Below are 21723 nucleotides of genomic sequence, written 5' to 3' on the forward strand. Positions count from 1 at the left end.
GAATGCCAGACGTCAGCACGGACCTCAGGGTTTTCAATGATTTTGAAAGAAACCCGGAACTTCTCAAAAAATTCGACAAGGTGTTGGAGGCGTACTCTGCCGCTGCCATTTTTGCGGATGTTCAGTACCGAACAGGTGTGATGGACAGCGCCATCAAGCCCGCTTTCCGCGCCAAGGTGACAGGCCAGGCCGTGACGGTTCAGCTTTCAAAAGGCGATCTGGTCGATCCTTTGAGGGCGCTGGAAATGGGACAACCCGGGGACGTGATCGTTGTGGACGCGGGTGGTGATCGTCAAACGTCAGTCTGCGGCGGTTTAATGGGTGGTCTGGCCAAGAACCGTGGCATTCGGGGTATGATCGTCGATGGCACTGGGCGTGACACAGATGAGTTGGAAGACATCAACTGGCCGATTTGGACGCGCGCGATCACGCCGCGCGGAACGCACACGATGTTTTCAGAACGTAAAGAAGAACTTTCGATCAATGTGCCAATCGCCTGTGGGGGCGTCGTGGTAAACCCCGGAGATTTCATTGTAGCTGATCTAATGGGCGTCGTCGTGGTTCCACAGGAAATTGCCGAAGAAACCGTGCGCCTTGCTCAAGAGCAGGCTGACCGTGAAGAGGAAACCCGTAAATGGGTGGCCCAAGGCAAAACCGTTGAGGATCTGCTGAATGAATTCGGTCGCATCTGAGCCAGCGCTGATCGGCGTAGATTGGGGCACTTCATCGTTTCGTGCATTTCTAATTGGTGCGGAGGGCGAGGTGATCGATGGGGTCTCGTCGCCTGAAGGTATCATGCAGGTTGCGGGACAAACCTTTGAGTCGGTCCTTGATCGTCTCATCGGCCCTTGGGTCGCCAGCGCTAAACTGCCGATCCTGGCATCCGGCATGATCACCAGCCGCAATGGCTGGGTCGAAACGCAGTATGCCGAAATGCCGCTGAGTGCTGGCGGTCTTGCGCGAGCGTTGGTCCCGCACGAAGCGGCCAACGGAGCGCGCATTCATTTTGTGACAGGTGCTTCGACAGAACATGCTGGAGGACCGGACGTAATGCGCGGCGAGGAGACCCAGATCATCGGGGCATCTTCACTAGGATTAAGCGAAGGTATGTTCGTGATGCCAGGAACGCACAGCAAATGGGTTCAGGTTGCGGATGGGAAGATCGTGGATTTCTCGACTTACATGACAGGTGAGATCTTTTCGGCGCTGAAAGAACACACGATCCTTGGCACATTGATGAAGGAGGACGCCTTCAGCGAAGACGCATTCGTGATGGGCGTAAAGGCGGGCCTCAGTGGTGAGTCGAACCTGCTGCACAGCCTGTTTCATGTTCGGACGCTTCCTCTCATGGGCAAAATCCCAAAGGTTGCCACGGCCGACTACTTGTCGGGCTTGTTGATCGGGACCGAGGTTGCTGCCGCGACCGGCGAAGTAAAAGACGTCGGCACGATCACTGTTGTTGGACGCAGCGACTTGTCCGACCGATACGAAATAGCGCTTCGAACTGCTGGTTTCGACAGCCGTCGCGCGCCAGATGATATCGTTGCGAAAGGGCATTTTCTGATTGCTCGCGCTGCGGGGTTGGTTGGATGATTGACCTCACTGCAGCTCTTGCCGAGAACCCGCTGATTGCGATTTTGCGGGGGCTGGCACCAGAAAATGCGCGCCCGGTGTCTGATGTACTCTTCGATGCCGGGTTTCGGATCATCGAAGTGCCGCTCAACTCACCGGACCCGCTGGAATCGATAGGGCAGATCGTCGTGAAACATGGCGCTCAAACCATCGTCGGCGCTGGCACAGTGTTGACTGTGGATCATGTCGCGGCGGTTGCTGATGCAGGCGGGCGGATCATCGTGTCGCCCAATATGAACCCGGACGTCGGGCGCGCCGCTGTCGCGCGGGATCTTTATTGGTGTCCAGGAGTCATGACCCCCTCCGAGGCCTTTACGGCGTTGGATATCGGAGCATCGGTCCTCAAATTCTTTCCGGCGGAAATGGTGCCGCCAGCTGCCATTGCTGCCATGCGCGCCGTATTGCCTGCAGACGCAGTCGTCGCTGCGGTAGGGGGCATAACGCCGGATACGATGGCGCCGTATCATGCCGCGGGTGTAGATGGATATGGGCTGGGCTCCGCACTGTTCAAACCGAGCTATACATTGGATGATATCGGCAGGCGCGCGCGCGCCTTCACCAGTGTATTGGAGGAACTTGGATGAAACAGGCCCTTGTAACGGGCGGAACGCGAGGGATTGGTGCGGGTGTTGCACGGTCGTTGGCAGACGCAGGTTGGTCCGTCATTGCCGCATCCGCCTCCCAATCCGAATTGGATGCATTCGAGCCTCGGGACGGGTTAAAGGTGCAGCTCTTGGATGTCACCGACCAGACGTCCATCAATGATGTATTCGGCGAACTCACGGGTCTCGATGCCTTGGTGAACTGCGCAGGTATTCTTTTGCGTGGCGAAGAATATGACATCGACGTCTTCACCAAGGTGCTCGATGTGAATCTGACAGGCACCATGCGCTGCTGTCTTGCCGCGCATCCATTGTTGGCTGAAGCGAGTGGGGCCATCGTCAACACTGCCTCCATGCTCAGTACCTTTGGTGGGCCTTTGGTTCCGGCGTATTCCGCTTCTAAGGGCGGCGTGGCACAGTTGACCAAGGCGCTCGCAGGTCGCTGGGCCGAAGACGGTATCCGGGTCAATGCCATCGCGCCGGGTTGGATTGAGACAGAGATGACCCAGGGCCTTCAGGAAGACCCTGAACGAACAGCGGGGATCATGGCGCGTACGCCAATGAAGCGCTGGGGGAAACCCGAAGAAGTCGGTGCGCTTGTGCAATGGCTTTTGAGTGAAAACGCCAGTTTCGTGACCGGATCGGTCTATCCGGTCGATGGCGGTTATCTCGCTATGTGAGGAAAATCTATGAATGACGATGACACCGCCCGAATGCCATATCAATTGCCATTCCCCAAGGATGCGCAAGACGAGATCGTGATCCCGAATGCCATGAGCGAAGACGACAGGCTATGGGTTCCGCAGGCAGAGAACGTCTGGTTCCGACCGCTGTGCCTGAACCGCTCGCAAGGTTATTGGATGAACCTTCTCAAAGTGCGCAAAGCTGGTGTTCTTTCGCGGCACCGCCATCCACAGCCAGTCCACGGTTTTGTCCTGAAAGGGCGCTGGCATTATCTGGAACATGATTGGGTTGCGGAAGAGGGGGGATATGTCTTTGAGCCGCCGGGTGAGACACATACTTTGGTCGTTCCCGACGATGTTGAAGAGATGGTCACCTATTTCCAGGTCAATGGCGTGATGTGCTATGTTGATCCGTGGGGCAAGGTCACTGGCTACGAAGATGTCTTTACCAAGATTGATCTGTGCCGAAAACATTTCGGGGAAGTCGGTCTTGGAGAAGATTACGTTGAACAATTCATCCGGTGATGCGCCGCGTTTCGCGCTTGTAGCGCATGATGCGCGAAAGGACGAAATCGTTGAATGGGTGGGTCTGCAATTGGCCCGCCTGTCCAGAGTACAAATCTTTTCGACAGGGACCACTGGTAGTCGCATTAAGCAAGCCTATCCAGAACTGGATGTGACCTGCCTGAAAAGCGGACCACTCGGAGGCGACCAACAGATCGGCGCCATGATCTGCGAAGAGAAACTGGATGCATTGATTTTCTTTGTCGACCCTCTGTCGCCCATGCCACATGATGTCGACGTTAAGGCTCTGACCCGTCTCGCAACAGTGTATGATCTGCCAATGGCATGTTCGCGCTCAACTGCGGATCTGATCGTGAAGGGGCTGATTGACGGGGAAGACAACACGCCTGTCTGATACGCCACGCGCCGCAAGCGCCGATCAGCCAGTTCTCAGAAGGTGCTCTGCCAGACTGCCGAGGTTTTCGCTGCCAAGCTGGCTCATGTTGGCCTCAATGTCAGCTTTCAAGATGTGAACGAGATGGTCGATCCCTCGTGCTCCGAACGCTGCAACGGCATACTGAAAGGCGCGTCCGACCATGACGAAATCTGCACCTTTGGCCAGTGCGCGCATGATGTCCAATCCCCAGGCAACGCCAGAGTCGTAGATCAGTGGCACATCTATTCCGACCGCCTCGCGGATGTTCGGGAGTTGGTCAATCACAGCGGGCCCGGCTTCGAATTGACGCCCTGAGTGGTTTGAGACCCAGATGCAATCCACGCCTTCGGCCACCATTTTTTGCGCGTCCTCCGGCCGCAGGACACCCTTGACGATCAGGTGGCCCTCCCATTCCTGCCGCAGTTCGCGCAGGTAGTCCCAATCAGGAATCCCACGGATCAGAGCGCCTGCATGGGTAAAGCTTTCTCGCCCGCGTGTCGGGACGTAATCGTCAAAGAACCGCATTCTTGGCATGATACCTTCGCGCAGATGCGCAAGGCACCAGGCGGGTCGTGATGCCATTTCAGTCAGCGTGCGCAGGTCAGCTTTTGGAGGCACCGTCAGATTGGCGCGGCGTTGTCGTTCGCGCCGACTCTCTTCTGGAACGTCCACCGTGATAATCAGCGTGTGAAATCCCGCTGCCTTAATCCTCGGCAGCATCGCGCGGCGCAAATCGCTGGAGTTCACCGGGTAATGCTGAAACCATCCATTTTTGCCAATGTAAGGTGCCACATCTTCCGGTGAAGCAACCGCCACGCTCGACAGCGAAAACGGAATGTTGTGAGCAACCGCTGCCTTTGCAAGCATCCGCTCTGCTCCTGCCCACATTAGGCCGGACATGCCTACCGGTGCTATCCCGAATGGCAGATCGTAAGTTTGACCCATCAATGTAGTCTGCAGGTCGGCCTTTGTTCGGCCGCATAGTACACGCGGCATAAATCCGATGGCATCAAGTGCGTCCCGGTTGACCTTCAACCCCAGCTCCCGGCCGGTCGCGCTGTCGAGGTATTCGAAGGCAAACTTCGGAATGCGCTTTTGTGCGGTTTTCCGAAGGTCTTCTATCGACGGGTGGGAAAGGTCCAGATCCATCCGGGTCCTCTGTTCGTTGTCTAACGTTTGAAGCTCCTCAGTCGGTCACCAAAGGGATGGCAGGGCCAAGGAAATTGCGGGCACATAGGTGATGAACATCAACAAGATCAGCATGCCGACAAAGAATGGCAGGATCGCCCGGCTTAGGCTTTCGATGGAAACCTTCGAAATGCTGCTGGCCACGAACAGGTTTACACCCAATGGCGGTGTGCAGAACCCAATGGCCAGGTTGACCGTCAAGATGACACCAAAAACGATCGGATCGACACCCAGCGCGGTTGCAACCGGCAGCAGGATCGGCGTCATGATGATGATCGACGAAATCGTCTCCATGAACATTCCGATCACCAACAACAGCAGATTGATCAGCAACAGGATGATGATTGGGTTGTCGGACAGGCTGGTGATCGTTGTTGCGAGCTCTGTCGGGATTCTTGCGAGCGTGATCAACCTGCCAAAGGCGGTCGCCATGATCACCAATATCAGAATGGTCCCGCTGGTCTTTGCACTGCCCGCCAAAACCTCTGGCAGGTCCTTGAGGGTGATGTCTCCATAGACGAAGATGCCGATGAAAGCGGCATAGACTACGGCCACGGCACCCGCTTCGGTTGGGGTGAAGATGCCGCTGTAGATGCCCCCAAGAATAATCACGGGTACTAGAAGCGCCCAGATAGAAGAGCGGAAGCTCTGCCAGACGCCCGGGCCTGAGAACGTAGTCGTCGATTGCTGAACAACCTCGTCCTTTCGCAGCAGAACACGAGCGACCAACATGAACATGAGGGCAAAAAGGATTCCAGGAACAACGCCTGCAAGAAACAGTTTGCCGATCGAAACCTCGGCAGTAACACCATAGATGATGAAGGGAATACTTGGCGGTATCATAACGCCGATCATTCCTGAGGATGCCGTCAATGCGCCGCTGAACTTGCGTGCATAGCCGACCTTTTCCATCTCGGGGATCATGTTCGACCCGATGGCGGCTACGGTCGCAGGAGATGAGCCGGATATGGCGGCAAAAAACACACAGGCGAGCACGTTCACATAAGCCAGCCCACCCCGGATATGCCCGATCAGTGCATTGGCGAACCCAACCAGTCGACGAGACATTCCGCCGTGCTGCATAAGGTCGCCTGCCAATATGAACAGAGGGACGGCAATTAGAGGAAAGGAGTCCGCGCCTGTTACCACGGACCGTGCCAAAAGAACCATGGGTGGGGTGCCATCTACAAAGACCATCACGATCATAGTGGCCAAGCCCAGACAGATGCCAATAGGCACGCTGAAGAGCAACAGGGCGAAGAGCGTCAAGAAAAGCGTTGTTGCAAGCATGCCGGGTTCCTCACGCTTTGGTTCCTGCGATCAGACGCAGGGTTCGGAACAGATGTTGAGTGACGCGGATCGCGGACAGGCCCGCGCCAATCGGCGCCGAAGCATAAAGGATTGGGATCGGTAGCCCCAAAACGACCGAAGTCTGGCTGGCGACAAAAGGCTGTCGGATCAGCTTGATGCATTCAATTGTCAGAACGATCAGAAATCCAAGGACAAGAAGCGCGATCACAACATCCGCGTAAAGCCTTGCGCGCTCGCTCAGGACATCACGCAGGACCGTGATACGCACATGATCGCCTGTGTGGAATGCATAGCTGACGCCAAGCCAGACAAACCATACAAACAGCCAAAGCGTTAGCTCTTCGCCCCATGAAAGAGAGGCATTCAGAATGTAGCGCATGAACACATTGCCAAAGATCAACAAGACAATCGCGGCCAGAAGTGCACTGGCTAAGACCTTTTCGGCATTCATATCGATCCATTTGATAACCGACACCGTTCACCTCCCCTTGAACGAAAGGGGCACCCGAACCTTAATGGCACGGGTGCCCGTATTGGCTGAGTAGTCCGAGGGTCAGCTTCCGCTCGCTGCGGAAACCGCTGCTACCCAGTCGTCATAGGCTTCGGCGCCAACCTCGTCGCGATACTGCAGACGGACGCTTTCGGTTTTGTCTGCAAAGGCCTGTCGCTGCTCGGCAGTCAGTTCCAGAATCTCGACACCAGCAGCACGGATCTGTTCCAGCTGTTCCGCATCTTCGCTTGCGACCAGTTCCGCCTGATAGTCACGTGCGGCGGCCATCGAGTCCCGGACCAGTTGCTGATGCTCTGCGGACAGCGAGTCAAAGAACGGTTTGGAGATGACGGGCATATAGACCGCAAAGACATGGCCCGTGGTCGAAAGGTATTTCTGCACCTCGTAGAAACGCTGTGAGGTAATGATCGCCAGGGGGTTTTCTTGGCCGTCGATCACGCCTTGCTGGAGAGCAGAATAGACCTCACCAAAGTTCATTGGCGTCGGGTTGGCCCCGAGCGTTTCGAATGTCGCCACATGCGCCGGAACCTTCATGGTACGTAGCTTGACACCCTCGAGATCTGCGGGGGTTGCAACCGGGCGGACATTGTTGGTCACATTGCGTACACCCAATTCAAGCCAGCCAAGACCTACCAATCCCTGGTTTTCGACCCGTGCAAGCATGCCATCACCAGCATCACCATCAAGAACATCAAAGGCGATGTCCTTGGAGGAATACATGTAGGGCAGTTCAATTACTGCAAAAGCCGGATCCCAGCCCGCGAAGAAAGAGGAAGGAGGAATGGCCATTTCCAGAACGCCGGTTTGAACACCTTCGATCATTTCGCGATCAGGGCCCATCTGCGACGAAGGGAATATCTGTACGTCGATCTCACCATTCGAGCCAGCTTCGACCAGTTCTTCAAATTTCAGTAGCGCGCGATGCATATGAAACGCTTCTGCTGCGCCATGCCCAACCTTAATGACTGTTTCAGCGGATGCTGCAAAAGCAAGCCCGGCTGACATGACGAAGCCAAGCGCCAATGTTGATTTCTTGAACAAGGTATCCTCCCACGGATTTAGTTATTTTTGATCTATTATCTGAGATATCAGATATAATATAGAAATCAAGCTTACATGTGCTATTGTGTTAGAGAGACGAAATAGGACGAAGTGAAAATGACCGAGATTTTGCAGATTAAGCGCCCGGATTCGTTGAGTAAAACTGCTGAAGAACATATCCGAAAAGGCATAATCAATGGCACGTTTCAATTGGGTGAATCGTTGCCGGAAGTGAAGTTGTCAAATGCCATGGGCATCAGCAAAACTCCGATTCGCGAAGCTCTATCAGCTTTGAATCTTCAGGGCCTCGTTCAGATCTTTCCTCATCGAGGAGCCTTTGTATTCTCTCTTTCTCAAGAGGACGTGGTGCAGCTTTGCCAGTATCGGCTCATCCTAGAATCCGCAGCTTTGGAGCAGTCGCTTGAAAAGAACCCTTCGGTTCTGATCAATGAGCTGGCTACAATTGTTTCTAAGATGTCAGAAGCGCAGGAAGTGGATGAATTCGAGCAGTACTTGGAACTTGACGCCGAGTTTCACGACGCGTTTTTCAGGTCCTGCGGAAACAGTTACCTGCGGGATGGATATCAAAAAGTCAGTGATATCGTCCAAACAATGCGGACACATCTGTCCAAGCGTTCCAATCGAACGAAGAAATCTTTCAAGGAACATCAAGCGATCACATCGCTATTGGGCGAGGGTAAAGTAAAAGCAGCAACGAACACCCTCAAACGTCAAATCACTCGCGGTGAGCGTTCTTACTCCGATTTGGTTGGTCTAAGGCAAGCATAGGTGCCCACCATTTGGTCACGATGTTCACCAAAAGCGCATCTGGCAGCAAATCTAATGTCGCGTGCGCGGGCAACCTAACGTCAAAATAGCGGAGTTGGGTTGTTCTGAGACATGGGCCGTGGCCAAGATTAGAGGGCGTTTTTTGTGTTGGGTCAGAAATGTTTGACGATTGGGTCAGAAATGAATGACGTGAATGGCCGATTTATTGAGGTTTTGTCTGTCGATTGAGTCAAATATCAGTGACGTTCCACAGTAACTTGTCAGGCGACACATAGTTTTGTCACCAGCGACAGAACCTTGCCATTTTCGCCTCACTTCCTTCATCCAGCACCTAGACCGATTTCAATGATCCTGACTTCCCTTTTGGGAAAATCAGGGCTGATTTGCAGATCAGACGCCGAAGGCGCCGGTTCCTGCTGATCTGCCACGTGGCGAACGCGGATGGGGGCGAGGCAATGCTATTCGACAATAGTGGTGCGGCCCGCAGGCGAAGCCGAGGACACGGTGTTGCCTAATAGGGTTGCCCGAGGGGGAAGGCGGCGCTTTCCCCCTGACGGCCAGAGGCGTTTGGCTCGTCCAAATCCCGCTGGCCCGGAACAAGTGCGGCTGGGTGAGCTAGATCGTCACAAGTAGGGTGCAAACCGGCCTAACTATACAAAAAAATGGGCAGAAAACAGAAGTATGCTACGCGTGTGACTTGCTTGGGGTGTAAGCACCCAAGCTGGCTTTAACGAGATGCTGCACAAGGCCGCAGTGTCTGCTATCAGGCGAGGGTAACCATCCCACAGCTTGAACGCGTCGGCTCTGGCATGGCGGTAGGAGAGAGTGGAAAGGTGATCGCGGCGGGGACGAAAAATCGTTGCGCTTGGCGCGGTGATTTGAACCGACCCATCATTTTTTCCCGCTTTCGCGTCGGCCGGTGTGACCCTTCGATCCGGTTTTTGAGCCCCTTGTGCGCCCGATGGTCGGCGACCGGCGCGATGGCCTTGATCGGCTTGGTACAAGCTGCGCAGCTTGTCCGTGATCGCGACACGCGGTTCGCCATAGGCAGCAACCAGTCGGCCGAAGAAACCCTTTGCGGCCTTGGCATTGCGGCGAGGCTGGATCATAATGTCGAGTACGTCTCCGTTGCCATCAATTGCACGCCACAGCCAATGTTTCACGCCGTTGATCGGGACGACCACTTCGTCCATATGCCATTTGTCGTGCGGCCGGGGCCGGTCGCGACGGAAACAAGCCGCGAACTGAGACCCGAAACGGTTCGCCCAGAGACGAACCGCTTCAGGACTGACGATGACACCACGCTCCGCCAAGAGGTCCTCGACATCCGCGGTGCTGAGAGCAAACCGATGATATGCCCACACCGCATAGGCGATGATTTCGCGAGGAAAACGGAAGCCCTTCAGCCGCGGCAATGAGGTCGGTATGATCATGGTACCGCGCTGTCCGAGAAGGACAACGCGATCAAATTGGCAATGCCTCAACGTCTGGCAACCGCTTTCAGCGGTTCATCCAGCTTACAACTGAGAATTGTTCCCCGGCCTATGTAAGTCTTTGAGTCGATCAAGTGCACTCCAGAGACATAACCAGGCTGGCAGTTGAATTAGGATTAGGTTCGTTGCTGCAATGAGATCGAGAGGCATACCTCTTTGAACAAAGATCCAGGCGTGGAAAAGCGCGTGCAAGATGGGCCAAAGGCTTGCGAATAGAGCGACATGCGGAGCGCGTGCACCATAGATCAGTCCGAGCCCGGACACGAGGTAGATCAAACCGATGTCGCGCACAAAGTGCGAGTTGAACGGGCCCATCATCGTAAGGCCGGGAACGGTCTCGTACCACCACATGGGGGCAAACCACATGGTAAACGCATTCACAACGTAGATGGTGCCAAATGAGCGAAGTATGAATAAATGCACTTAAACGGTCCTTTGATGACATTTTGCAGAACAATTTGATTTATAGTCTGAGGAGTTGCGACTCGACCTCATTGACAGCAGTCTTTTGCGAAGGGCCAGCAGATCTGCGGAAGCGTTTGGTTGGGCGGGGGATAGGATGGGCCGCCAAGGGACAATCCGATGATCGCAGGTTCGTTCTCATCTGACGGATGGTAGTAAGTTCCGAATATATGATCCCAAACAACGAACGCGCGACCAAAGTTGTGCATACCTTCATTATAAGCCGCAGAGTGGTGCCAGCGGTGGACTGTGTTGGTGTTGAACAGATAGCTGAACATCCCGAACTGAAAGCCAACATTGGAATGCTGAAACAGCGTCACCGGCAAGGCGAGAGCCGTATAACCTAATAGTGCTTCTTTCGAAAAGCCAAGAGCCAGGAGCGGAAGGAACATGATCAGATGGTTCAGAATATGGTTCAACGGATGAAACCGAAAGCCATTTAGAGTGTAAAGTCGTTCACTACTGTGATGCATCGCGTGTAGCGCCCAGAGCGGTTTGTATTTGTGATGAGCCCAATGGCTCGCCCAGGCCCCCAGCTCGATTAGCAATGTGGCAGCTGTAATTTGCGCCCAAAGTGGCCAGCCTAAAGTGGTGTTTGTGTTTGGCAACAGTGCAAGGATGACAAAAGGGGATAACCACTTTAGCGCGCTGTCAATGATCCCAAACACAACAACAAAGCTGCCGATGTCGCCGACTGTATCACCCGTGTCAATGTTCCAATCCCGGTGCAATGGGGCCAATCGCTCGATAACAAGCGAGAGGCCAATTAAAAACAGCGATGCGAGCCCTAAGTAGGTTTCTTGCAGCGGGTTGCCCAGCGTCCAAAGGAATATCCCTCCGACAAAGGCTAGAAGACTGAGGAGGAAGAGTTGGGACTTAAATTGAGAGATCACGACGTGAATTCTCCTTCAGATGTATGCTCGATTGTGCAGCAAAGCTGCGTCAGAACAGAGGTGATACCTTTAAGACTAGGCAGATTAAGAGTGGTCAACGTGCACGGCCCGCTTGCATGGCGATGAATAACAGTACTCGTCTCCATCGCGTGTAATTGATGGGACAAGGTCGAGGGCGCGAGGTTCGTTTCCTCAGATAGCTTTCTTGCTGTGAGTCCTGTGGGGTTAGTGCTGTTTCGTTTCTGAAGAGTACGCCATCTAGGCTGGGATGGTTCAAAAAAGACAACCGTTTGAGCCCATCAGAAGTAACTCAACTCATCGCCCAACACTTCAGCATAAGTTTGAGCTGCCATAACGGGTTTGAACTCTGTGATTTCAAACTGGGCCAGCCCGGCAACAACGAGAGGGTCCTTTTGCAACAAGGCGAGCAGATCTGTCTGGTCGCGATGCGTCGACAAAATGAAACCTCCGGTTCTTGGTGACTTTGGTCCGCCAAACATCAGATTACCCTTAGCGTATTCGTCGACCATATGGTCGCGATGAGCTGCGGTTTTCTCGGGTGGGATACTGTTTGGATCGGTGAAAGTCATATCAACGAGGAACATTTTTTCTCCTTCTCATCGCATTAAATGAGCGCTACTATAATCGAAGCATCTAACCGCTACTAAAAGAGAAGCTAAATGGCAACCCCTCTTCCCGGCCTTCCCAGCAGAGGCTCTCATTCTGGTCAGCCGATCATGGCTCTGTTCGATCTTTTGGGGCGCAGATGGACGATGCGCTTGCTTTGGGAACTGCGCTCCGGCCCCAAGAGCTTTCGCGCTTTGCAAAAGGCCTGCGGAGGTGTGTCGCCTTCTGTTATGAACACGCGCTTGAAGGAGCTGCGGGCGAGCTTGCTCGTCGAGAACCAAAACGAAGGATACGTTCTGACATCGCTTGGCGATCATCTGATGAAGACCCTTGATCCATTGCGAGACTGGTCCAGGGATTGGGCGGCCGTTCTGGATGAAGGCGGCTAGCGCTGTGAGGTAGCCGTCAGGATCATCAGTTCTGGTCTGCAGATCTGGAACCAACCCATCTTCTAAGGAGCCTCTACATGCGCGCGACAGGCCTAACAGCCAGCCTGCGAAACATCTCTATCTTTGTGTGTGGGGTCATGACACTTGCAACCCTGGGTGCCTTTTTGATTTTGCAAGGCATAGAGGCTGGTGGTCTGCTCTTTGTGCTTTCCCCCGCACTCATGGCTCTTGGTTTGCGCAGCTTTGGAGGGGATGGTTGGAGCGACAGTGCTATTGCCCCAAATATCCGCGGAAACGGTGGGGAATATTTGCGGCTGATTTTGCTGTTTCCGGTTGCCTATTTCCTTGTGGGTTTGCTCGGCCAAATGTCAGGTGTGTTCAAGTTTGGCCCCGATACTGCTGGCAAGATCCTTGCCGTCGCTGGGGCGCAGGCTATTCCACTATTTCTTTTTGCACTGGCCGAAGAGATCGGCTGGCGTGGATATCTCTATCCAAAGCTGAACGCATTGGGTATTTCTGCGGGTCGCCGTGATCTGATCATCACTTTGGTCTGGGCCAGCTGGCACATCCCTTACTTTGCCTTAGCGCAAAACTTCCATGGCTTACCCGTTTGGCAGTTTGCCGGGTTGTTTGTGCTGAGCATTTATGTGACGACCGTGATCTATGGCTATGTGCAAGAACGCACGCGCAGTATCTGGCCCATGGTCTTTTCTCATACAATCCTAGGTGTTCTTTCCGCACCCTTTGCCGATGCAAAACTGGCAACTGTGTCTCAGCAACCCTTTCTGGCGCTTCGGCCCGAAGCCATTGCAGTTATCTTGATACAGTTACTATTTTTGCTATGGCTTCGCGGCCGCCAACGTAAGTATAAGCGCAGCTAAGCTAGACGTCAGACCCGGCCTATTACAGGGGCTAGAGGCAGAGGTTTCGTTCCAACCAATGTTGGTAAATTAAACCCCTATGCTCAAACAATGGAGCCGCGACCTTCAACAGCACCGTATCTTTGTAGGCAAAAATCTGAGGGCTGTCATGATGTTAAAGATGTAGGCCAGCGCATATGCGGCAAGGATTGCGCCGATGATGCTTTTGCGTCCCTTGCCGAAAGTGATGCCACCCAGAATGACGCCGGCAATCGATGTCATAGCAATGTCAGTTCCAATTTTTACCGACCCCATGCCGATGTAGCCCGCAAGCAGTACGCCACCAAGACCCGCAAACCCGGCAGCCATGACGTGGGTAACAAACAATGTCTTTGCAACCGGAATGCCAGACAGGCCCGCCGCAGTCGTGTTCGAACCTATGACCCGAATGTATCGGCCGTAGATGCTTTTGCGCAGATAAACCTCCAGCATAAGGGCCAGAGCAATCCAGATAATGGCCGCCACCGGGACGACGCCGAATTTTCCGACACCCAGCCATTTGACCAATCACCAGCCGACCCAGGGGGTCTGCCACTGCTGAGGTAGAGCACCACGCCAAGCAAAATTGACCCCATAGCAAGGGTGACGACAACCGAAGAGGACCGCAATACGGCAATGAAGTACCCGTTGATCGCACCGACCATAATCGCAACCATCACGGGCAAGAATAGCGAGAAGATCTCGGGCAGCCCAGAGAACGCCGAGCTGGTTACGAGGCAATTCATCAAGATAAAAACACCGCCAACCGACAGATCAATGGAGTTGGCTCGCATCACCGACAATTGGGCACAAATCACAAGGCCCACCGGGGCGGCTTGTCTTAGAATGACCATCTGAAATGGCAATTTGGTCAGAACAGGCACGATGGCGAATGACACGGCCACAAGACAGGCGATCACATAGACAGAAGGTGGTAACCTCAGGAAGCCGCGCCCGAACGCTTTGATGGCACTTGTGGATTTCGGTGCTTGTTGAGTTGTAGAGGTACTCGTCATGTCAAATTCGGACCGTCTTGCGGCGCGAAAAGCCCACGGCGACCAACAAAAGCAAACCACTCAAGATGGATTGCAGGAATGGGGACACATTCAGTAAGTTCATTCCATTGCTGAGAAACGCCAACGGCATACAGCCCAACAACGTGCCTTTGGCCCCGCCGAGTCCGCCGGTGAACTGTGTCCCGCCTAGGGCCACTGCGGTTATGGCAGTCAGGGTAAAGGGCAACCCAATAAGGGCATCGCCGGACGAGATGCGCACCGCCATGAACAAGCCCGCTGTTGCCGCAAAAAACGAACAGGTGACGTAGGACATGATTGTTACTCGGATGACATTGATGCCGGCCAAGCGCGCGTTCTCTGCCGAGCCACCAATAGCAAAGACATAAAGTCCGAACTTGGTGCGTTCCAACAAATATAGCGCCGCTGCCATCGCAAGCATACACCAGAGCAATTCGCCCGGGATGCCTGCAACGTCATAGCCAACGCTTGCCGCAAGCCAAGCGGGCACCCCGCCGCCAGGCGTTGGCCGGATCGTAAGCGCAATACCTGTGATGACTGTACTTGTCGAAAGGGTCGCAATGATCGGGTGTATATCTAGAATGGCGACCGATGCGCCATTTATGGCGCCCACAATCACAGCAATTCCGATTGCAAGAAATATGGCGACCATCGGATCAATGGGAAGCGTGACGACCACCGCTACCAATCAGCTCATTCATTTCGCGCGATAGAACGACAACGGATTTGCCCTCAGAAACCAGATAGCGCAGCAACGCATAGATTTCAGCCTTTGCCCCGACATCGACACCGCGCGTCGGCTCTTCGATCAAAAACATATGTGCACCCGAGGCCAGCCAGCGACCTAACATGACCTTTTTGTTGATTGCCACCCGACAGGGTCCCAATAATCTGCTGATCACTAGAGGCTGCGATATGCTCGAACGGTAGCAACTAGCGACAAATCTTGGCCAACCTTATCTCAAATAGTCAGTGAAAATCCGCTTGGCTTTTGTGCAAGTACGCCGACAATAACATCCAATCCCTGCAAAAGCCTTTCTTCACTCTGTTCGTGACTAACACAAATACGGATCGCCTCCGGTGCATCATCGCCGTTCATGGCAAAGCTACGGCCCTCACTGACATAAACACCCAGACGGGCGCAATTCGAGCTGAAGACATCAGCTCGCCACCCTTCCGGCAGAGGTAACCAAAGGTGGAAGCCGTCGGGAGCTTGCTTTACTAACTTCGTTCCCAGCTTGTGCTGAACGATCCGCTGGCGGCGATTTGCAGCTCTACGCTGCTGCCGGGCCAGTTGGGCGGCTGTTCCGTCTACAATCAGACGGCTTGCCACTTCAAGAGTCATCGGTGGCGTCATCCAGACACTCATGTTGACGGATTGGTGCAGGGCAGGTGCGATTTTTCTGGGCACATGAAGAAAACCGACGCGCAATCCAGGCGCGACGCTTTTGGATAGGCTGGTCACATAGATTGCCGTCTCGGACGCGGATTGCGCGATAGGCGCAGGTTTGTCGGGTTTTAGCGGCCCAAAGACATCATCCTCGATCACAATTACCCCGTAGCAGTCAGCGATCCGCGCGATCTCAGTCCGCCGTTCCACCGAAAGGGTCACAGTTGTAGGCGCTTGTAACGTTGGTGTCAGATAGAGCGCTTTGGGCTTTGCCTCACGGCACCACGCATCAAAAGCCTCAGGAACCAACCCCTGCGCATCCATCGCAACTGCTCCTGTTTGTAGGTTGAGACGTGACGCCATTGCCAGAACTGGAGTGTATGTCAGCGCTTCGACCAACAACAAGTCACCTGGTTCCAAGAGCGCCATCAGGGTGCACATTATGCCGTGTTGACCGCCAATGACAGGAACAATGCTATCTACCGAGGCTTCTAAGCCGCACTCGGACAACCAGGCCTGGCCTGCCTCGCGGTGGTGCACCAGATCAACATCTGTTTGATAATCAAGAAGCGCGCGCAAGCCTGCGTCACATGCGATCTCTGACATGGCGCGGCGAATGTGAGGTTCGGAAAAGCCGGGAATCGGCAGGTTCTGCGACAGATCGATTGGACCGCTTTTGGCGCGATGCAATGTCTCGGGTTCTGCCGTATCAAGACTGGCATAAGCTGACCGGACGAACGTTCCGCGCCCGACCTCACCTCTGACAAGCGCTCTTTTCACGGCCTCTGCATAGGCACGGCTGGTCGTGTTAGGCGAGATATTCAGTTGGTAGGCGAGTTCACGGTGCGGCGGGAGGCGTGTTCCTGCGGCCAACTTACCCGACGCAATATCTTCCGCCATAGCCTCAAGAATCTGGAGATACTTTGGGCCTTCGCGGTTTGACAGATCAGGTATCCAAATTGCCATCAGATCAATATTTTAATTGCATTGGTATTGTTGTGGGTGCAATTCAAGGCCCCGTCAATACCGTTAATGGGATTTCGGACATAGCTATTTTCTCTCCGTCAGTAAGCAAAGGCATCGCACTTTCTCTGGTCAGCCTCACTCTGCTTGGGGTTATGCCGATCATATCCAACTTGCGCCCGTCCGATGTCGGGGCGCTCAGCTTCGCCTTTGCACTTTCCGTTTGGCAGGTGGTGTTTGCAGCGCCAGTTTTTGGATGGGAACTGCGCAGGGGTACCAAAGGTATCTTCGGAATTGATCTGTCCCGGCGTGAACGCTACCGGATGATCCTCGTCGCGCTCTTCACAGGTGCGCTTTTCGGGCTCTCGACCTATCTCTATGTTCTGGGCGTGGAAAAGGCAGGTGCGACCAACGCCGCCATCGCAATTCAAGCCTATCCCCTCTTCGCCATCCTTTGGGAGTCCCTGTTCCTGAGGCGGCGGAAAACGCCGCTCGAGCTGGCCCTGACTGTCGTTCTGATCGGCACGCTTTACTTCCTCGGAACGGGCGGCACCTTCCTTATGTCGGGCCTATCGCCTTGGTTCCTTGTCTCTCTCGGGGTGCCTCTGCTTTGGAGTATCGCGCATGTCATCATCAAGGAAGAGCTTAGCAATACTCAGGTTACACCTGCACAGGTGACGTTTTTTCGAGTAACAATCTCAACACTGTTTTTACTGGCGGTCCTTGCATTCGCAGTCCCGTCCGGTTTGGTTGCCGGTATCGACGCGGTGTTCAAGGCAATGTCAGCCGTCATGGGGCTGGTCTACTTCCTTGAGCTGATCGTCTGGTTCTATGCTGTCCGTCACATCGACGTTTCGCTTGCAAGTTCGTTCACCACCCCTTGGCCGGCGCTGACCATGGTGCTGGCGGTACCGTTGCTTGGCGAAACTGTGGAGGCTTATCAGATTTTGGCGTTGGTCGTTGTTGTTGCCTGTATATATGGGCTGACACTTTCCGGGTTGCGCAAAGCCACCGTCAAACCTGCTGTCCGGGCAGGAAGGCATTGAAATGCTGAGCATCTATGCCAAGGCTATCTTAACTGCGACACGAATGGATGGACTTGAACGCGCGGAGACACTGAAGGCCTCTGAAAGACCTACGCCACGAGAGCGGGAACGAGCGGGCGCGGTCGAAAAGCATACAGCTCTAAAGCCAAAAAAGCGCTGATTTGATGTTTCCAAGCTGATCAGGGCAAGTCTGCCAATTGGATACTTCTATGTGACCATCGTTTGCCATACAGTCGAAGCGCTCGTCAGCAACATCAGGCGTCACGGGTGATTTTGTTTTTTCGAGGCAGCGATTTACACAGCATCGTTCTAGAGTTAGGAAACGTCGTCGCTCAGGCTCTGTTGAGCTCGGTCACACCGAGGACCGCCGTAAAGTGAGCGTTGCCAGTCCCATCCCGATCAAGATGCTACCGCTGACACGCTTGAACCAAACAATAACAGAAGGACGACGGATCACGTTTCGCATTCGGCTGGCAAGTCGCGCATAGAAATAGGTATTCAACCAGGCAAGGCAGGTGAACGTTGCAATGGCCGCGACAAACTGAGGCAAGAGAGGTGCTGCGGTATTGATAAACTGGGGCACAAACGCAATGAAGAAAGCGATGGGCTTAGGGTTTAATGCTGTCACACCATAACACTGACGGAAAATCCGGTGGGAACTGATGCGCGGTCCAGCTTGTTCGGCCTCCAGGCCGCCGTCTTGGGCTGATCGAATTGTTCGAATACCAAGCCAAATAAGATACGCCGCCCCCACCCATTTAAACACTGTGAAAATCTCTGCCGAAGCCATCATCAACGCACCGAGCCCCGCTAGCGAGACCGTCATTGCCGTCATGTCCCCTAAGGCAACGCCGGACGCAGCAACCGGCGCTATTCTGGGTCCATTTGAAAGTCCGAACGTAATCACAAGAAGGATTGTCGGACCAATTGGGAAGATCAAAAAGACGGAAGAGGCAGCTACGAATGCTAGCCAAGTTTCAAATTCCATTTCTAATTCTCCTAGCCTGGTTATGAGAATTGCGCGTAGATCATTGAAAATGCTCTGTTCCGTCATGCAATCGCCTCATCTAGGACGAGGTGGTTCGGTATTGTCAATGGTTTGACAAACTATGTACCACGGGACCTAACAGCGGGCATTCTTGCAATTGCATCTAAGGACTGGATTGTCCGCGAGGCAGCCTTTCGTACTTGTTCCATTGAACGGTTATCACTCAACCAGAGATCGCTTTACATAAAACCGCTACAAGGATGTTCGCGGTTTGTTGAGGTTAGCACTTTCAAGCTTTGGTTGTTCTAAGCGACCAGTAGGCCGACATTGTATTGGGTGTATCTTGATATCCTCTTGGCACAACAATGCACCAATTCGTCGCCTTCGCTCGAATGACGGCAATTTCGCTAGCACTTGGATTAGAATCGAGCTTTCAGCGTGGGCGCTGAATCTTGCCGGTCATTCTTAAACCATCGCGAATGTTCAATCCCATCATCGTGAGGTTGGCCGCCCCGGCGATCAGCTCAATCACCTGAACAGTGTAGAAGGTGCTGTCGAATTCGCCAGTGGCGGCCTTACCGGCCAGAAACCAGGCGGCTGGTACGAGGATCAGCAAACCATTCAACGCAATGACAGGCATGCGGGTTTTCTTGGCTTTCGTAAGCGCATCTTTGCGTTTCTGGCCCATTGCCATGCCCGATCCGCCAGCAATCGCCATTGCCGGTATGAGGATGAACATTCCCTTCAGGATCAATGCCTTGACGGTTGCGACTGCTTCATGGCTCGCAAAGAGCTCGCTGGTGATCGTTGATGTCCAGAAGAGGAGGATCATCACAAAGCCGATGCCGCCCGCGATGGCGTGAATCTTTGTTTTCATAGCGGTTCACTCAAATTGGCTTTTGGAAAGGATTTCGTCAGGCCGTGCAGCAATTCGGCACCGCAACCCTCTCGAATAGGTGGGGTGCTGTCACAGCGCTTGAGGGATAGTGGCTGAGCTGCTGCTGAAACTCGGGGTTTGAAAACGCCGCGCGGAAGTCCGCAACAGACTCCCAGACCGCGTAGTTCAGGTACATGCTGCCGTCACCAACGGCTTTGTGCAATTGGGTGCTAGTATAACCCGACTGCTTTTTCATCCATTGGGCATCGCTCTTCCAAGCTTCAACCAAGGCGATTTGGTCAACGGGATCGACTGTGAAGAGATTGACGAGAACGACGGATCCAGCGTCGATGTCCAATTGCCGTTCAATGGGAAACTCCGGGTCGAGGGGTTTGAAATTTACCATTTCGGTGCTCCTTGAAAGTAGCTTCATTTTGGTGTCATGTTGTCATATTTAGGAGGCATCAAACACAATGACAACACGTTGTCAAATAAAATGAGGAATCGACATGCCGGATGCGCGAAGGACCGAAGAAGGAGAAGCCGTGACAGCCTTGATACTGGATGTGTTTCGGCTGAACGGTCGATTGCAGCTTGCTGGTGATCGCCTCGTATCAGAACTCGGTCTAACAAGTGCCCGATGGCAGATTCTTGGTGCCATCGCCTATTCTGATCGACCGGAATCCGTTGCCTGGCATGCACGGACGATGGGCGTTCACCGGCAGGGCGTACAACGGATCATAAATGAATTGAGCAAAGAAGGCATGGTGGAGTTTCAGCCGAACCCACACCACAAGCGGGCGCACTTGGTTGTCATGACTCGAAAGGGGCAGGAGTTGTACGAAGCCGCGATTGCGAAGCAAATCCCATGGGCGAATGAACTGTCGGAGGGCCTGTCGCCAGATGAGATTGCCACTGCGCAAAATGTTATTGGTCGTCTCAAAACACGGCTTGAAGAAGCCTCAATACGACAAGGATAGAGCCCGACCCAAAGCTGATGCAAATACAGATCGCAGCATCAATTGAGACTGGCTCATCGCAGTTGGTATCAGCATGCGCTATCAATGGTCGTTATCAGGCGCATTAATTTGCTGGAGCATTTTGACAAGCAGATGAAAAAACCACTGAACCAGATATCGCTTCACATTGTACCGCTTCAAAGATGTTCGCGGTTCGCTATGGTGAGGCATTTCGGCCAAAAGTTGTCTGCGCGTACCTCTGTATCGGGAAACACGCACAGACCATCGAGAATCCTGCCGGGCGTCTAGCCCGGCAGGATGGGCTCCGACGGGTTCGCCGTCCTCCCCATCGCCGCGCTTGATCCGCCCCACAGTGCGGCGTCTCCTGCGGTCCCCGCGCTTGATGGGTCCGGGCCCCAAAAACAACTCCAATCAGCCGTGAGGGTTCAGGAAGTGAAGGCCTCGTTTTCTGTGATCTTTTTAAACGCGGGTAAGAATGCTTCATGGTGCAGCGAAAGGTAGCGTGTGATCTGATCGCTGCGCATCAGTTTCGCGATGTACCCGCGTGTCAGGACCGGATCGAGATGGTCCGCGCCGTAGCTGTCTTCGACAAGGCGGACCTCGCGTTCCAGATTGGCAGACTCGCGCTCCATCAGCTCCAGCTGTTCGCGCAAAATGCCTTTGATCTTTTTTGGCGTTGCCGCTGATACCAACTGGCGCTCGGGCGTCGCGGCCAGAAGCGATCGGGCATAATTGATCGTGGACCTATTTATGGCGACCATCAGTTGCGCCGCTTCAATCTGGCGGATTGGCTTCATCTTTTTCAGAATCTGAAACCCGGTCAAAGCCACTTGTTTGTCTTTCAGCAGTTCCGCTGCCTCATCGCAGATACCATCCAGAAGCTGGCGTTTCTGCTTCAGGGTCTTGATGTTGACATTAAGCGCGCTCGCCAAAGTGACGAAGTTTTCGTCAGTCATCAGGGTCTTGAGCGCTTGTGTCAGAAAGA

Annotated in this window: 25 protein-coding genes and 1 pseudogene; 11 read left to right on the top strand and 15 right to left on the bottom strand. The window is 53.9% G+C overall.

The window, feature by feature from the left end; translation table 11 throughout:
- Positions 1-2: 2 nt before the first annotated feature.
- From ABLN87_RS09355 to ABLN87_RS09380, 6 genes are read left to right on the top strand one after another with little or no spacing between them, the layout of a single operon-like run.
- Positions 3-692 (top strand): RraA family protein, encoded by a 690-nt coding sequence (locus ABLN87_RS09355; protein ID WP_108861947.1) that lies wholly within the window; start codon positions 3-5, stop codon positions 690-692.
- A complete protein-coding gene (locus tag ABLN87_RS09360; RefSeq protein ID WP_353009392.1) occupies positions 673-1593 on the top strand; it encodes a 2-dehydro-3-deoxygalactonokinase in 921 nt (306 codons plus the stop codon). Before ABLN87_RS09355 ends, ABLN87_RS09360 begins: the two co-directional genes overlap by 20 nt.
- Positions 1590-2216 carry a 2-dehydro-3-deoxy-6-phosphogalactonate aldolase gene (locus ABLN87_RS09365; protein ID WP_353009394.1) on the top strand — a complete coding sequence of 209 codons (627 nt, stop codon included), beginning with the start codon at positions 1590-1592 and terminating at the stop codon, positions 2214-2216. Before ABLN87_RS09360 ends, ABLN87_RS09365 begins: the two co-directional genes overlap by 4 nt.
- Positions 2213-2914, top strand: a complete 702-nt coding sequence (locus ABLN87_RS09370; protein WP_353009396.1) for an SDR family NAD(P)-dependent oxidoreductase — start codon at positions 2213-2215, stop codon at positions 2912-2914. The genes ABLN87_RS09365 and ABLN87_RS09370 overlap by 4 nt, the downstream gene beginning before the upstream one ends.
- Positions 2915-2923: 9 nt before the next feature.
- The gene (locus tag ABLN87_RS09375) at positions 2924-3442 is read left to right on the top strand and encodes a 2,4'-dihydroxyacetophenone dioxygenase family protein (protein WP_010437260.1); all 519 of its coding nucleotides are present in this window, start codon (positions 2924-2926) and stop codon (positions 3440-3442) included.
- Entirely contained in the window at positions 3423-3836 is a 414-nt protein-coding gene (locus tag ABLN87_RS09380; protein ID WP_353009398.1) for a methylglyoxal synthase, read from the top strand. The genes ABLN87_RS09375 and ABLN87_RS09380 overlap by 20 nt, the downstream gene beginning before the upstream one ends.
- Positions 3837-3860: 24 nt before the next feature.
- Here ABLN87_RS09380 and ABLN87_RS09385 read toward each other — a convergent pair whose 3' ends face one another.
- The 4 genes from ABLN87_RS09385 to ABLN87_RS09400 all read right to left on the bottom strand — a co-directional run bounded on the left by ABLN87_RS09385 (position 3861) and on the right by ABLN87_RS09400 (position 7908).
- Positions 3861-5006, bottom strand: a complete 1146-nt coding sequence (locus tag ABLN87_RS09385; protein WP_353009401.1) for an alpha-hydroxy acid oxidase — start codon at positions 5004-5006, stop codon at positions 3861-3863.
- Positions 5007-5051: 45 nt separating this feature from the next.
- Positions 5052-6335, bottom strand: a complete 1284-nt coding sequence (locus ABLN87_RS09390) for a TRAP transporter large permease (RefSeq protein WP_353009403.1) — start codon at positions 6333-6335, stop codon at positions 5052-5054.
- 10 nt (positions 6336-6345) lie between these two features.
- The gene (locus ABLN87_RS09395) at positions 6346-6831 is read right to left on the bottom strand and encodes a TRAP transporter small permease (protein ID WP_170347550.1); all 486 of its coding nucleotides are present in this window, start codon (positions 6829-6831) and stop codon (positions 6346-6348) included.
- Positions 6832-6909: 78 nt separating this feature from the next.
- Positions 6910-7908, bottom strand: coding sequence for a TRAP transporter substrate-binding protein (locus tag ABLN87_RS09400; protein ID WP_353009405.1), 999 nt, complete (start codon positions 7906-7908; stop codon positions 6910-6912).
- A 117-nt stretch (positions 7909-8025) separates the two neighbouring features.
- On the opposite strand from ABLN87_RS09400, the gene ABLN87_RS09405 reads away from it, so the two are divergent.
- Positions 8026-8697, top strand: coding sequence for a GntR family transcriptional regulator (locus ABLN87_RS09405; RefSeq protein ID WP_353009408.1), 672 nt, complete (start codon positions 8026-8028; stop codon positions 8695-8697).
- Positions 8698-9347: 650 nt separating this feature from the next.
- On the opposite strand, the pseudogene ABLN87_RS09410 reads toward ABLN87_RS09405, so the two are convergent.
- The 3 genes and pseudogenes from ABLN87_RS09410 to ABLN87_RS09420 form a co-directional block, all read right to left on the bottom strand.
- Positions 9348-10130 (bottom strand): annotated as a pseudogene (locus ABLN87_RS09410) (IS6 family transposase).
- Between the two features lie 551 nt (positions 10131-10681).
- On the bottom strand, positions 10682-11545 hold the full coding sequence (locus ABLN87_RS09415; RefSeq protein WP_353009410.1) for a sterol desaturase family protein: 864 nt from the start codon (positions 11543-11545) through the stop codon (positions 10682-10684).
- A 299-nt stretch (positions 11546-11844) separates the two neighbouring features.
- Positions 11845-12150 (bottom strand): YciI family protein, encoded by a 306-nt coding sequence (locus ABLN87_RS09420; RefSeq protein ID WP_353009412.1) that lies wholly within the window; start codon positions 12148-12150, stop codon positions 11845-11847.
- 75 nt (positions 12151-12225) lie between these two features.
- Here ABLN87_RS09420 and ABLN87_RS09425 point away from each other — a divergent pair, with 75 nt between their 5' ends.
- Together ABLN87_RS09425 and ABLN87_RS09430 are read left to right on the top strand one after the other, a co-directional pair.
- Positions 12226-12561 (top strand): winged helix-turn-helix transcriptional regulator, encoded by a 336-nt coding sequence (locus tag ABLN87_RS09425; protein ID WP_353009414.1) that lies wholly within the window; start codon positions 12226-12228, stop codon positions 12559-12561.
- A 77-nt stretch (positions 12562-12638) separates the two neighbouring features.
- Positions 12639-13442 carry a CPBP family intramembrane glutamic endopeptidase gene (locus ABLN87_RS09430; protein ID WP_353009416.1) on the top strand — a complete coding sequence of 268 codons (804 nt, stop codon included), beginning with the start codon at positions 12639-12641 and terminating at the stop codon, positions 13440-13442.
- A gap of 105 nt (positions 13443-13547) precedes the next feature.
- Here ABLN87_RS09430 and ABLN87_RS09435 read toward each other — a convergent pair whose 3' ends face one another.
- The 4 genes from ABLN87_RS09435 to ABLN87_RS09450 form a co-directional block, all read right to left on the bottom strand.
- Complete coding sequence (locus ABLN87_RS09435) at positions 13548-13988, bottom strand: ABC transporter permease (RefSeq protein WP_353009419.1); 441 nt, start codon at positions 13986-13988, stop codon at positions 13548-13550.
- A 489-nt stretch (positions 13989-14477) separates the two neighbouring features.
- The gene (locus ABLN87_RS09440; protein WP_353010248.1) at positions 14478-15173 is read right to left on the bottom strand and encodes an ABC transporter permease; all 696 of its coding nucleotides are present in this window, start codon (positions 15171-15173) and stop codon (positions 14478-14480) included.
- The gene (locus ABLN87_RS09445) at positions 15151-15366 is read right to left on the bottom strand and encodes a hypothetical protein (protein WP_353009422.1); all 216 of its coding nucleotides are present in this window, start codon (positions 15364-15366) and stop codon (positions 15151-15153) included. Before ABLN87_RS09445 ends, ABLN87_RS09440 begins: the two co-directional genes overlap by 23 nt.
- Before the next feature lie 89 nt (positions 15367-15455).
- Positions 15456-16850 (bottom strand): PLP-dependent aminotransferase family protein, encoded by a 1395-nt coding sequence (locus ABLN87_RS09450; protein WP_353009424.1) that lies wholly within the window; start codon positions 16848-16850, stop codon positions 15456-15458.
- 32 nt (positions 16851-16882) lie between these two features.
- Here ABLN87_RS09450 and ABLN87_RS09455 point away from each other — a divergent pair, with 32 nt between their 5' ends.
- Positions 16883-17893, top strand: a complete 1011-nt coding sequence (locus tag ABLN87_RS09455) for a DMT family transporter (protein WP_353009427.1) — start codon at positions 16883-16885, stop codon at positions 17891-17893.
- Between the two features lie 352 nt (positions 17894-18245).
- On the opposite strand, the gene ABLN87_RS09460 is transcribed toward ABLN87_RS09455, so the two are convergent.
- The 3 genes from ABLN87_RS09460 to ABLN87_RS09470 form a co-directional block, all read right to left on the bottom strand.
- Complete coding sequence (locus tag ABLN87_RS09460) at positions 18246-18881, bottom strand: LysE family translocator (RefSeq protein WP_353009429.1); 636 nt, start codon at positions 18879-18881, stop codon at positions 18246-18248.
- Between the two features lie 433 nt (positions 18882-19314).
- Positions 19315-19758, bottom strand: a complete 444-nt coding sequence (locus tag ABLN87_RS09465; RefSeq protein WP_353009432.1) for a hypothetical protein — start codon at positions 19756-19758, stop codon at positions 19315-19317.
- A 37-nt stretch (positions 19759-19795) separates the two neighbouring features.
- Positions 19796-20164, bottom strand: coding sequence for an antibiotic biosynthesis monooxygenase family protein (locus tag ABLN87_RS09470; RefSeq protein ID WP_353009433.1), 369 nt, complete (start codon positions 20162-20164; stop codon positions 19796-19798).
- 139 nt (positions 20165-20303) lie between these two features.
- Here ABLN87_RS09470 and ABLN87_RS09475 point away from each other — a divergent pair, with 139 nt between their 5' ends.
- Positions 20304-20738: a MarR family winged helix-turn-helix transcriptional regulator gene (locus ABLN87_RS09475; protein WP_353009434.1), complete on the top strand. Its 435-nt coding sequence runs from the start codon at positions 20304-20306 to the stop codon at positions 20736-20738.
- A 425-nt stretch (positions 20739-21163) separates the two neighbouring features.
- Here ABLN87_RS09475 and ABLN87_RS09480 read toward each other — a convergent pair whose 3' ends face one another.
- Positions 21164-21694: a plasmid partitioning protein RepB C-terminal domain-containing protein gene (locus ABLN87_RS09480; RefSeq protein ID WP_353009436.1), complete on the bottom strand. Its 531-nt coding sequence runs from the start codon at positions 21692-21694 to the stop codon at positions 21164-21166.
- Positions 21695-21723: the final 29 nt, after the last annotated feature.

This window comes from Ruegeria sp. SCP10 (assembly GCF_040329495.1).
Taxonomy (GTDB): domain Bacteria; phylum Pseudomonadota; class Alphaproteobacteria; order Rhodobacterales; family Rhodobacteraceae; genus Ruegeria.

Bases quoted from the DNA above. Each gene is read 5' to 3' on its own strand.
- ABLN87_RS09425 (WP_353009414.1), top strand. From the start codon at position 12,226: ATGGCAACCCCTCTTCCCGGCCTTCCCAGCAGAGGCTCTCATTCTGGT.
- ABLN87_RS09390 (WP_353009403.1), bottom strand. From the start codon at position 6,335: ATGCTTGCAACAACGCTTTTCTTGACGCTCTTCGCCCTGTTGCTCTTC.
- ABLN87_RS09365 (WP_353009394.1), top strand. From the start codon at position 1,590: ATGATTGACCTCACTGCAGCTCTTGCCGAGAACCCGCTGATTGCGATT.
- ABLN87_RS09375 (WP_010437260.1), top strand. From the start codon at position 2,924: ATGAATGACGATGACACCGCCCGAATGCCATATCAATTGCCATTCCCC.
- ABLN87_RS09355 (WP_108861947.1), top strand. From the start codon at position 3: ATGCCAGACGTCAGCACGGACCTCAGGGTTTTCAATGATTTTGAAAGA.
- ABLN87_RS09470 (WP_353009433.1), bottom strand. From the start codon at position 20,164: ATGGTAAATTTCAAACCCCTCGACCCGGAGTTTCCCATTGAACGGCAA.
- ABLN87_RS09420 (WP_353009412.1), bottom strand. From the start codon at position 12,150: ATGTTCCTCGTTGATATGACTTTCACCGATCCAAACAGTATCCCACCC.
- ABLN87_RS09370 (WP_353009396.1), top strand. From the start codon at position 2,213: ATGAAACAGGCCCTTGTAACGGGCGGAACGCGAGGGATTGGTGCGGGT.
- ABLN87_RS09405 (WP_353009408.1), top strand. From the start codon at position 8,026: ATGACCGAGATTTTGCAGATTAAGCGCCCGGATTCGTTGAGTAAAACT.
- ABLN87_RS09480 (WP_353009436.1), bottom strand. From the start codon at position 21,694: ATGACTGACGAAAACTTCGTCACTTTGGCGAGCGCGCTTAATGTCAAC.
- ABLN87_RS09460 (WP_353009429.1), bottom strand. From the start codon at position 18,881: ATGGAATTTGAAACTTGGCTAGCATTCGTAGCTGCCTCTTCCGTCTTT.
- ABLN87_RS09465 (WP_353009432.1), bottom strand. From the start codon at position 19,758: ATGAAAACAAAGATTCACGCCATCGCGGGCGGCATCGGCTTTGTGATG.
- ABLN87_RS09450 (WP_353009424.1), bottom strand. From the start codon at position 16,850: ATGGCAATTTGGATACCTGATCTGTCAAACCGCGAAGGCCCAAAGTAT.
- ABLN87_RS09385 (WP_353009401.1), bottom strand. From the start codon at position 5,006: ATGGATCTGGACCTTTCCCACCCGTCGATAGAAGACCTTCGGAAAACC.
- ABLN87_RS09360 (WP_353009392.1), top strand. From the start codon at position 673: ATGAATTCGGTCGCATCTGAGCCAGCGCTGATCGGCGTAGATTGGGGC.
- ABLN87_RS09430 (WP_353009416.1), top strand. From the start codon at position 12,639: ATGCGCGCGACAGGCCTAACAGCCAGCCTGCGAAACATCTCTATCTTT.